The 7,148-nt window shown below is 69.3% G+C and carries 4 protein-coding genes; 2 read left to right on the top strand and 2 right to left on the bottom strand.

Annotated features, from left to right (window positions below):
- The first annotated feature begins 59 nt into the window (after window positions 1-59).
- Entirely contained in the window at window positions 60-776 is a 717-nt protein-coding gene (locus P3W85_RS08810) for a response regulator (RefSeq protein WP_276264487.1), read from the top strand.
- Window positions 769-2,214 carry a sensor histidine kinase gene (locus P3W85_RS08805; protein ID WP_276264486.1) on the top strand — a complete coding sequence of 482 codons (1,446 nt, stop codon included), beginning with the start codon at window positions 769-771 and terminating at the stop codon, window positions 2,212-2,214. The genes P3W85_RS08810 and P3W85_RS08805 overlap by 8 nt, the downstream gene beginning before the upstream one ends.
- A gap of 16 nt (window positions 2,215-2,230) precedes the next feature.
- On the opposite strand, the gene P3W85_RS08800 is transcribed toward P3W85_RS08805, so the two are convergent.
- Window positions 2,231-3,820: an efflux transporter outer membrane subunit gene (locus P3W85_RS08800; protein ID WP_430869517.1), complete on the bottom strand. Its 1,590-nt coding sequence runs from the start codon at window positions 3,818-3,820 to the stop codon at window positions 2,231-2,233.
- Between the two features lie 9 nt (window positions 3,821-3,829).
- Window positions 3,830-7,126 carry an efflux RND transporter permease subunit gene (locus P3W85_RS08795; protein WP_017227668.1) on the bottom strand — a complete coding sequence of 1,099 codons (3,297 nt, stop codon included), beginning with the start codon at window positions 7,124-7,126 and terminating at the stop codon, window positions 3,830-3,832.
- Window positions 7,127-7,148: the final 22 nt, after the last annotated feature.

The following is a 7,148-nucleotide window of genomic DNA, read 5'->3' as shown; positions in this document are numbered from 1 at the left end:
TTGGCTGGCACGCGGCCGGATGCGGAACGCACACAAGGAAAGCAGGAGGAGAACCTTCCATGAGAGTACTGCTGGTCGAAGACCACGACGAACTGGCCACCTGGGTGATGCAGGCGCTGCGTGCGCTGCATTTCACCGTGGAGCGCGCGGCCGACGCGGCCAGCGCGGAATCGCTGCTGTTCAGCACGCATGCCGGCAGCGCGGGCGGCGCCGGCAGCGACTATGCGCTGGTGCTGCTCGACCTGACCCTGCCCGACCGCGATGGCCTCGATCTGCTGGCGCGCGTGCGCGGCCGGGGCTGCCGCGTGCCGGTGATGATCCTGACCGCGCGCGGCGAGGTGGGCGACCGTGTCAAGGGACTGGATCTCGGCGCCGACGACTATATGGCCAAGCCTTTCGACCTGGCCGAGTTCGAGGCCCGCGTCAAGGCGCTGCTGCGGCGGGCCCGGCAGACCGAGGCGCCGCTGGTGCGCTGCGGCGGCCTGGCCTTTGATACCGTGGTGCGGCATTTCCAGGTCGGCGGCGTGCCGCTGGCGCTGACGCCGCGCGAGCACGCGGTGCTGGAGATCCTGATGACGCCGCCCGGCAAGACCGTCAGCAAGGACCGGATCTACGCCGGCATCTTCACCCTGGCCGACGAGACCCAGCCCGATGTGATCGAGGTCTATGTGCATCGCCTGCGCCGCAAGCTCGAAGGCTCGGGCGCCGTCATCGCCACCCTGCGCGGGCTGGGTTATGTGCTGGAGCCAGGCGTGCCGGAGCCCGGCGGTGGCTGAGCGGCGCAAGCGGCCCGCCAGCCTGCGCGCGCGCCTGCTGTGGTGGCTGATACCGCCCATGCTGGCGCTGCAGGCGGCATATGGCCTGGTGGCGTACTCGAACGCGCTGGAATCGGCCGACCTGGCCTACGATCGCACCTTGCTCGCCTCGGCGCGCAATATCTCCGAGCGCATCACGCTCACGGCCGAAGGCGTGCGCGTGGACGTGCCGTATATCTCGCTCGACACCTTCGAGGTGGGCATGAACGCCACCATGTTCTACCGCGTGAGCGGCGTGCATGGCGAGTTTGTCTCGGGCTACGACGACCTGCCGCCGTTCGATGCCAGCCAGCCGCGCACCAGGCTCTACCCCGCGCTGGTGAGTTTCTACGACCGCACCTACCGCGGCCAGCCGATCCGCATCGCCGCGCTGCGCCAGCCGGTGATGGACGCCGGCGGCACGCACGGCGGCATGGCGCTGATCGAGGTCGGCGAGACCCTCGACTCGCGCCAGGCGCTGACGCGCAACATCCTGTTCGAGGTGCTGTGGGGCCAGCTGATGCTGGTGCTGGCCGCGGTGTTGGTGATCTGGCTGTTCACCCGGCGCGCGCTGGCACCGCTCGATGCGCTGCGCGCCGAAGTGGCGCAGCGGCAGCCTGGCGCCACCACGCCGCTGCCGCTCGACAGCGCGCCGCGCGAGACAGCACCGCTGGTGCAGGCGATGAACGGCTATATGGCGCGGCTGGAGCAGGTGCTGGCCGCGCAGCGCCGCTTTATCGCCGACGCCGCGCACCAGTTGCGCACGCCGCTCGCGGTGCTGCACACGCAGGCGCAGCTGGCGGCGCGCGCGCACGATCCCGCCGAGCAGCGCCGCATCGCGCAGGGCCTCGCCGACAGCACCGCGCGCATGGCCGCGCTGGCCGACCGCCTGCTGTCGATGGCGCGCGCCGCGCACGGCGGGGCGGAGGCGCCCCGCATGCTCGACGTGGCGGCGCTGGTGCGGGAGGTCTGCCTCGAACTCATGCCCGCCGCCCGTGCGCGGCGCATCGACCTGGGCTTCGAAGGGGCGGGGGTGCTGCAAGTGGCCGGAACCGACCTGTTGCACGAACTGGTCACCAACCTGATCGACAATGCGCTGCGCTACACGCCATCGGGCGGGGTCGTCACGGCGCGCGCCTATCGCGATGCCGGTAACGGCGAGGCCGTGGTGCTGGAGGTGGAAGACGACGGCCCGGGCATTCCTGCCGCGGAACGCGCGGCGGTGCTGGAGCCGTTTTACCGGGGCAGTGCCGCCGGCGCGAGGAACGCAGGGCCGGCGCGGGACGCGTCCCCCGCCGGCTCGGGGCTCGGGCTTACCATCGTGCGTGACATTGCTGCTGCGCATGGTGCCTCGCTGGCGCTGCTGGACGGCGCCCAGGGCAAGGGCCTGCTGGTACGCGTGCGTTTTTCCCCGCAGTAAGAGGCCGCGCAGCCGGCTACCGTTTTGCCGAGACGCCGGCGGGCGCGCCTGCCGGGGACTGGCGCGCGGCGTCCGCCGGTACCGGCACGTTGCCTTGCGTCCCGGCGGGCGGAGGCATGCCGCCCGGGGCCGGTGCGGCCGGCGGTGTGGCAGGGAGGGGATTCGAAGCGCTCTGCGGCACGACATGCCAGCCGCCGCCCAGCGCCTTGATCAGCACCGCGCTGGTGGTGTACTGGCGGCCGACGATGGCCAGCGCGGTGCGCTCCGCCGTATAGGCCGTGGTCTGCGCGGTCAGTACGTCCAGCAGGCTGGCGGTGCCCGCGCGGTAACGGTTGTTGACCAGCGCCAGGGCATCGCGCGCCGAACGCAGCGCGTCGTTCTGTACCACGGCTTCCTGCTCGAGCAGGCGCGCACCGGCCAGATTGTCCTCGACCTCCTGGAACGCCGAGAGCACGGTCTGGCGGTAGTTGGCCACGGTCTGGTCGTAGGCCGCCACCGCCTGCGCCTTGGCCGCGCTGCGCAGGCCGCCGTCGAACAGCGTGCCGGCCAGCGCCGGGCCGATCGACCACACGCGGTCCGGCAGCGACAGCCAGCGCGCGAGCGTGGCGGCGGACAGGCCACCGCTGGCCGACAGGGATAGCGTGGGGTAGTAAGCGGCCTGGGCCACGCCGATCTGCGCGTTGGCCGCTGCCATGCGGCGCTCGGCCGCGCCGATATCGGGCCGGCGTTCCAGCAGCGCCGACGGCACCGCGCTGGGCACGCGCGGCACGGCGGCGGCATAGTCCTGCGGTGCGATGCTGAGATCCGAGGGCGGTTTGCCGGTCAGGATGGCGATGGCGTGCTCGTACTGCGCGCGGGTGATCTGGATGTCGATCTGCAGCGCCTGAGCGCTCTTGAGCTGGGTTTCCGACTGCAGCACGTCGGAGCGCTGCGCCGTGCCAGCCGCGTACTGGTTGCGCACCAGTTGCAGCGATCTTTCGTAGTCGGCGACGGTGCGGTCGAGCAGGGCCTTTTGCTGGTCGGCGATGCGCAGCAGGAAGTAGCTCTGCGCGAGCGTGGCCTGGGTGGACAGCAGCGTGGAAGCCAGGTCGGCCTGGCTGGCCTGCGCGCTGGCTTCGCTGCTCTCCACCTGGCGCCGCACGCGGCCCCACACGTCGAGCTCCCAGCTGGCCGAGAGCGAGGCACTCTGGCTGTTGCCGACCTGGCCGCTGCTGCCGCGCGCGCGGTCCAGCCCGGCCGAGGCGCCGACCGTGGGGAAATAACCCGCGCGGGACGACTGCAGCGCGGCCAGCGCTTGCCGGTACTGCGCTTCGGCCGCCTTGATGTTCTGGTTCGATACCTTGACCTGCGACATCAGCGCGTCGAGCTGCGGATCGCCGAATATCGCCCACCAGTTGCTGCGCTCGCTGGTGTCCTGCGGCTCGGCCGGCTTCCACTCTCCCCATTGGGTGCTGTCTGCCGGCGCCTCCTTGAAGGCAGGCGAGGCGGGCGCGTCGGGGCGCTTGTAATCGGGGCCCACGGCGCAGCCGCCCAGCAGCAGGGCGCAGGCGATCGTCAGCGAGGTCGCCGGGAAGAAGAGGGGAGGGATGCGGAAAATGGCGTTCATGGATCGCATTCAGGGTTCGAGGCTCGCCGTGGCCGCAGGCATGGCCGTGCGGCGCCGGCGCCAGGCGCGCACCTTCAGGCGCAGGCGGTCCAGCGTCAGGTAGACCACGGGCGTGGTGTACAAGGTCAGCAACTGGCTGACCACCAGCCCGCCGACGATGGAGATGCCCAGCGGCGCGCGCAGCTCGGCGCCGTCGCCGTGGCCGATCGCCAGCGGCACCGCGCCCAGCAGGGCTGCCATGGTGGTCATCAGGATGGGGCGGAAGCGCAGCAGGCAGGCACGGTAGATGGCATCGCGCGGGGACAGGCCCTCGCGCCGTTCGGCGTCGATGGCGAAGTCGATCATCATGATGGCGTTCTTCTTGACGATGCCGATCAGCAGGATCACGCCGATCAGCGCGATGATGCTGAAATCCGTGCCCGAGGCCAGTAGCGCCAGCAACGCGCCTACGCCGGCAGACGGCAGCGTGGACAGGATGGTGAGCGGATGCACATAGCTCTCGTACAGCATGCCGAGCACGATGTAGATCGTGATCAGCGCGGCCAGGATCAGCAGCGGCTGGCTCTTGAGCGAGTCCTGAAAGGCCTTGGCGCTGCCCTGGAAATTCGCCTGCAGCGTTTCGGGCACGCCGATGCGCGCCATTTCCGCCTTCACCGCGTCGGTGGCCTGCGACAGCGACACCCCTTCCGCGAGGTTGAAGGAAATGGTGGAGGCCGCGAACTGGCCCTGGTGGTTCACCCCCAGCGGCGTGCTGGTTGGCGTCACCCGCGCGAAGGCCGAGAGCGGCACCCGCTTGCCGCCGCCGGTGACCACGTAGATATCCTGCAGCGCGTGCGGACCCTGCAGGTACTCGGAGCTGAGTTCCATCACTACCCGGTACTGGTTGAGCGGGTTGTAGATGGTGGAGACTAGGCGCTGGCCGAAGGCGTCGTTGAGCACGGCATCGATCTGCTGGGCGGTGACGCCGAGCTTGGACGCGGTGTCGCGGTCGATGATCACCGAAGTCTGCAGGCCCTTGTCATTGGTGTCGGTATCGACGTCTTCCAGGCCCTTGAGGTTGGAGATCGCCGCGCGCACCTTGGGCTCCCATTCGCGCAGCACATCGAGGTCATCCGACTGCAGCGTGAACTGGTAGGCCGAACTGCTCTGCCGGCCGCCGATGCGGATGTCCTGCACGGACGTCAGGAACAGGCTCGCGCCCGGCTCCTTGGCCAGCTTGCCGCGCAGCCGGGCCACGATGGCGTCGGCGGATTCGCGCTCGGACAGTGGCTTGAGCGTGACGAACATCTGGCCGGTATTGCGTTGGGAACCGCCGGTGAAGCCGGTGACGTTGACCACCGCCGGGTCGGACTGCACGATCTTGATGAAGTTGTCGAGCTTGATGCGCATGGCCTGGAACGAAGTGGCCTGGTCGGCGCGGATAAAGCCGATCAGGCGCCCGGTATCCTGCTGCGGGAAAAAGCCCTTGGGCACGATCGTGTACAGCCAGACATTGAGCGCGATCGTGGCCAGCAGTACCAGCCATACCAGCACGCCATGGCGCAGCGCGACCGCCAGCGAGCGCGCGTAGTGGTCGTGCATCCAGGTGAAGGCGCGTTCGCTGGCGCGGAAGAAGCGCCCCTGCTGCTCCGGCCGGACCGGCTTGAGCAGGCGCGCGCACATCATCGGCGTGGTGGTCAGCGAGACCACCAGCGATACCAGGATGGCCACCGACAAGGTGATGGCGAATTCCTGGAACAGCCGCCCGACGATGCCGCCCATCATCAGCAGCGGGATGAACACCGCGATCAGCGACAGGCTCATCGACAGCACCGTGAAGCCCACTTCGCGCGAGCCCCTGAGCGCCGCTTCCAGCGGCTTCATGCCCTCCTCGATATGGCGCGAGATGTTCTCCAGCACCACGATGGCGTCGTCGACCACGAAGCCCGTGGCGATGGTGAGCGCCATCAGCGACAGGTTGTTGAGCGAGAAGCCGGCCAGGTACATCACCGAGAAAGTGCCGATCAGCGATACGGGCACCGCCACGCTGGGGATCAGCGTGGCGCGCACATTGCGCAGGAACAGGAATACCACCATGATCACCAGCGCCACCGAGATCATCAGGGTGTGCTCCACCTCGCGCAGCGAGCCGCGGATGGTGGGGGTGCGGTCCATCATCACTTCCATCTTGATGGCCGGCGGGATCATCTGCTGCAGCGACGGCAGCATCGCCGTGACGCGGTCGACGGTCTCGATGATGTTGGCGCCGGGCGAGCGGTTGAGCACCAGCAGCACCGAAGGCTGGCCATTGGCCGAGCCGGCGTTGCGGATGTCCTGCACGGAGTCGGTCACATTCGCCACGTCCGACAGCCGCACCGGCACCGCGAAGGAGTTCGGGCCGCCGCTGCTCTTGTTGCCGCCGGTGGCGCCGGTGCTGATGGTGGTGGTGCCGCTGCTGGTGGTCAGCGTGGTGGTGGTGACGCCGTTGACGGTCTTGGTGCTGACGCCGCCGCCCGCCGTGGCATTGGCCGTGCTGGCGATCAGCGCGCCGGCCGAGGCCGAGGAATAGGTGCCGGGGGTCGCGTAGCGGACGATCAGCGGCATGTAGTCCGCCGCCTTCATGGCCTGGTCGTTGGCGTAGATCTGCCAGTTGGTGCTAGCGTTTTCCAGCGAGCCGAGCGGGCGGTTGGCGTTGGTGGCGCTGATCGTATTGCGCACATCCTCCAGCGAGACGCCGTACTTGTTGAGCGCGGTGGGATTGAGCTCCACCCGCACCGCCGGCAGGGACGAGCCGCCGATGGTGACCTGGCCCACACCCTCGATCTGCGACATCTTCTGCGCCAGGATGGTCGAGGCGGCATCGTAGAGCTGGCCCCGCGTCATGGTCGGCGAAGTCAGCGCAATGATCATGATCGGCGCGTCGGCCGGGTTGACCTTGCGGTAGGTCGGATTGCTCGGCAGGCTGGTGGGCAGCGTGGCGCGCGAGGCATTGATGGCGGCCTGCACATCGCGCGCGGCGCCGTCGATGTCGCGCGAGAGCTCGAACTGCATCGTGATGCGGGTCGAACCCAGCGAACTGCTGGAGGTGATCTCGGTCACGCCGGCGATGGCGCCCAGCGCGCGCTCGAGCGGCGTGGCCACGGTCGCCGCCATGGTCTCGGGGCTGGCGCCGGGCAGCGAGGCGGACACCGAGATGGTGGGGAAATCCACCTGCGGCAGCGGTGAGACCGGCAGCAGCCGCAGCGCCGCCAGTCCCGCCAGCAGGATGCCGATGGTCAGCAGCGCGGTGGCGACCGGGCGATGGATAAAGGTGGCCGACAGATTCATTACGGCCTCGGCTCGGGGGTGG

The sequence above is a fragment of the Cupriavidus basilensis genome, assembly GCF_029335485.1.
Lineage (GTDB): Bacteria > Pseudomonadota > Gammaproteobacteria > Burkholderiales > Burkholderiaceae > Cupriavidus > Cupriavidus basilensis_E.
This window is presented reverse-complemented; position numbering and strand designations above follow the sequence as displayed.